This is a genomic window from Helicobacter heilmannii, assembly GCF_001283065.1.
Taxonomy (GTDB): Bacteria; Campylobacterota; Campylobacteria; order Campylobacterales; family Helicobacteraceae; genus Helicobacter; species Helicobacter heilmannii.
Genome location: NZ_CDMK01000001.1, coordinates 632,804 through 636,804 on the forward strand (window position 1 = coordinate 632,804; position 4,001 = coordinate 636,804).

General features: G+C 46.7%; 1 protein-coding gene, 2 rRNA genes and 1 pseudogene (1 of these 4 cut by a window edge). All 4 read left to right on the top strand.

What is annotated here, in order from left to right; all coding sequences use genetic code 11:
• Positions 1-2,427 (top strand): 23S ribosomal RNA (locus AOG36_RS08180) (it extends 521 nt beyond the left edge of the window).
• Positions 2,428-2,731: 304 nt separating this feature from the next.
• Positions 2,732-2,847 (top strand): 5S ribosomal RNA (gene rrf, locus AOG36_RS03165).
• A 196-nt stretch (positions 2,848-3,043) separates the two neighbouring features.
• Positions 3,044-3,508, top strand: a pseudogene (locus AOG36_RS03170) (pyruvate kinase).
• A 114-nt stretch (positions 3,509-3,622) separates the two neighbouring features.
• The coding region (locus tag AOG36_RS03175) for a GIY-YIG nuclease family protein (RefSeq protein ID WP_084815785.1) at positions 3,623-4,001 on the top strand (379 nt) is incomplete at its 3' end.

Consider the following 4,001-nt stretch of genomic DNA (forward strand, 5'->3'; position numbering starts at 1 on the left):
ACCGATAGCGCACAAGTACCGTGAGGGAAAGGTGAAAAGAACCGTGGGTAACGGAGTGAAATAGAACCTGAAACCATCTACTTACAATCATTCAGAGCCCTATGATTTATCAGGGTGATGGACTGCCTTTTGCATAATGATCCTGCGAGTTGTGGTGTCTGGCAAGGTTAAGTGAAAACGAGCCGTAGCGAAAGCGAGTCTGAATAGGGCTATTTAGTCAGACGCTGCAGACCCGAAGCCAAGTGATCTATCCATGGCCAAGTTGAAACGAGTGTAACAGCTTGTGGAGGACTGAACCCGTGCCCATTGAAACGGGCTGGGATGAGCTGTGGATAGGGGTGAAAGGCCAAACAAACTTGGTGATAGCTGGTTCTCTTCGAAATATATTTAGGTATAGCCTCAAGTCATGACAAGAGGGGGTAGAGCTCTGATTGGGCTAGGGCTGCTCGCCGCAGTACCAAACCCTGTCAAACTGCGAATACCTTTTGTTGTATCTTGGGAGTCAGGCGGTGGGTGATAAAATCAATCGTCAAGAGGGAAACAACCCAGACTACCAACTAAGGTCCCCAAGTTCTATTCTGAGTGGAAAAAGATGTGTGGTTACTCAAACAACCAGGAGGTTGGCTTAGAAGCAGCCATCCTTTAAAGAAAGCGTAACAGCTCACTGGTCTAGTGATCATGCGCTGAAAATATAACGGGGCTAAGATAGACACCGAAGTTGTAGATTATGTTTCACACATAGTGGTAGAAGAGCGTTCTGTGCAGCACTGAAGGCATACCGGTAAGGAGTGTTGGAGCGCACAGAAGTGAGCATGCAGGAATGAGTAGCGATAAGATGCGTAAGAATCGTATCCGCCGTAAATCTAAGGTTTCCTACGCGATGTTCGTCATCGTAGGGTTAGTCGGGTCCTAAGCCAAGTCCAAAAGGGGTAGGCGATGGCAAATGGGTTAATATTCCCATACCAATTGCAATGTGCGATGGGAGGACGCATAAAGTTAGGCGAGCCAGCTGATGGAAGTGCTGGTCGAAGGGTGTAGATTGGGAGAGTGGCAAATCCGCTCCTGTATTTGAAACCTGACAGGCTCTCTAAGACCTTCGGGTCAAGGGGAGAATCGCTGATACTATCGTGCCAAGAAAAGTCTCTAAGTTTAGTTGCAATTGTCCGTACCGCAAACCGACACAGGTAGATGAGATGAGTATTCTAAGGCGCGTGGATGAACTCTCTTTAAGGAACTCTGCAAACTAGCACCGTAAGTTCGCGATAAGGTGTGCCTACTCTAAGTAGGTCTCAGCAAAGAGTCCCTCCCGACTGTTTACCAAAAACACAGCACTTTGCCAACTCGTAAGAGGAAGTATAAGGTGTGACGCCTGCCCGGTGCTCGAAGGTTAAGAGGATGGGTTAGCCGCAAGGCGAAGCTTTGAATTGAAGCCCGAGTAAACGGCGGCCGTAACTATAACGGTCCTAAGGTAGCGAAATTCCTTGTCGGTTAAATACCGACCTGCATGAATGGCGTAACGAGATGGGAGCTGTCTCAAAGAGAGATCCAGTGAAATTGTAGTGGAGGTGAAAATTCCTCCTACCCGCAGCAAGACGGAAAGACCCCGTGGACCTTTACTATAGCTTAGCACTGCTAATGGGAATGCCATGCGCAGGATAGGTGGGAGGCTGTGAAGTAAGGGCTTTGGCTCTTATGGAGCCATCCTTGAGATACCACCCTTGGCGTTTTTGTTAGCTAACTGGCCTAAGTCATCCTTAGGCAGGACAATGCTTGGTGGGTAGTTTGACTGGGGCGGTCGCCTCCTAAAAAGTAACGGAGGCTTACAAAGGTTAGCTCATGGCGGTTGGAAATCGCCAGCTGAGTGTAATGGCACAAGCTAGCTTAACTGCAAGAGAGACAACTCAAGCAGGGACGAAAGTCGGTCATAGTGATCCGGTGGTTCTCGTGTGGAAGAGCCATCGCTCAAAGGATAAAAGGTACCCCGGGGATAACAGGCTGATCTCCCCCAAGAGCTCACATCGACGGGGAGGTTTGGCACCTCGATGTCGGCTCATCGCATCCTGGGGCTGGAGCAGGTCCCAAGGGTATGGCTGTTCGCCATTTAAAGCGGTACGCGAGCTGGGTTCAGAACGTCGTGAGACAGTTCGGTCCCTATCTGCTGTGGGCGTAGGAAAGCTGAGGAGAGCTGTCCCTAGTACGAGAGGACCGGGATGGACATGCCACTGGTGCACCAGTTGTTCTGCCAAGAGCACCGCTGGGTAGCCACGCATGGTTGTGATAAGAGCTGAAAGCATCTAAGCTCGAAGCCAACTCCAAGATAAGCTTTCCCTGAAGCTCGCATGAAGACTACATGTTTGATAGGGTGGGTGTGTAAGTGCAGCAATGCATTTAGCTAACCACTACTAATAGAGCGTTTGGCTTGTTTGCTTGCTTTAGAGAGCTTCACTGCCTTATTGAGTGTGATGAGAGGCTTTGTAGAGACCTTACATAGACTATTGATTTAAAGCGTTGCTTTTTAAGTTTGCTTTTTAAAATAAAAATGCTAGAATGGCGTTTTTATTTTAGGGATGGCTTAGCTCTAACCTGAGCCGTCCTTGATTGTTCTAGGGGTTTAACTTAGAATAATCGAAGCTCAGTCCTTAAGACAAGGGCGTAACCCGAGGTTCTCTTAAAACTTTAAGAGAACCGAAAGCTTTAAAAAGCTTCGCTTTTTAAGGAAAAGCCTTGCTTTTCCCGTGTCCCTAGAAGAGAGGAAATACCCAGCCCCATCCCGAACCTGGAAGTCAAGCTCTCTTACGCCGATGATACTGCGCTTTTCAAGTGTGGGAAAGTAGGGTGATGCGGGGGGTTTTTGCCTGCAACTTTTCAACTTTTCTTTTTAGATTTTTTAGTGTTTCTCTTGCTTTGGGATTTGGATTTTATGTGTGCCCTATATTTTTAAGCTATTGTGTGGGATAATCCTTAGCTCTTAGTATTAGGATTTTTGAATAAAAAAGCTTGGGAGGTTTTCGTGGTTGCAGGTTTTTCGGGCACTTTTTGGCACATGCAACTTAGTCAGCAACATATGCAAGAGGCATGGAGTGTCCTAGATGTGCGTCAAATTTTAGAAAAATACAGCTTTATTGGCTTGGCAGGTTTAACGGATTGGAGTGAGGGAGAGGAACAAATTAGGGATTTCTTAGAGGTGATGCGAGTGAATGACATCGTGGCGATCAAACATGGGTAGCAACTTGTTGCACTCACACAAGTCATCGGTGGGGCGTATGACATTAATCAAGATAGAAGTTTGCCTATTGCAGAAAAAGAAGACCCTTTAGTGGATTGGATGCACTACAGGCGACCCATAAAAATCCTAGATTGGGCAAAGGGGCAGACAATCCCACATACACAACGCACTTTAACTAAATGCCAAGATGAGAACAAGCCAACCAACCAAATCATTCTTAAATGGTATGAAAAGGTGCAAGAAGCTTTAAGGGCTAAAGGTGAAGGCATTGTGCTAGTTTAAAAATCTCTACACTATCCTTATGATGGGATAGATAGGGTCAGTAAGGATTTTTGAAACTAAAAACGGGCTTTCTCTGTGCTAAAATACCCCTTTGCAAACTTTTAGGAAAGCCCTATGCCCCAAGAATACTTCTACATTGTCCAATCCAGCCTAGAGCCTAGCAAGTGTAAAATTGGCATCACGAATGACCTAGAGCGGCGGCTTAAAGAATACAACAGCATCACGGGCACCTCACAAGAGCACACCTATGGCTATCTTTTCACTTGCGAAGTTACCAATATGCGCCAAATCGAGCAGGACTTTAAAGTCGCTTTTGCCCATTTAAGAGAAGTGCAAACGAGAGAAATCTATTTTTACAACCCCGCACTCTTTGAAAATTATCTAAGCTACATCAAAGCCCATCCCTTATTTTTAGCCCAAGTGAGTATCAAGCCCCTTAAGCAAAGGCAGAGCGTTAAGCCCCTGCACACGCCCAGCATGCAAGAGCGGGGGC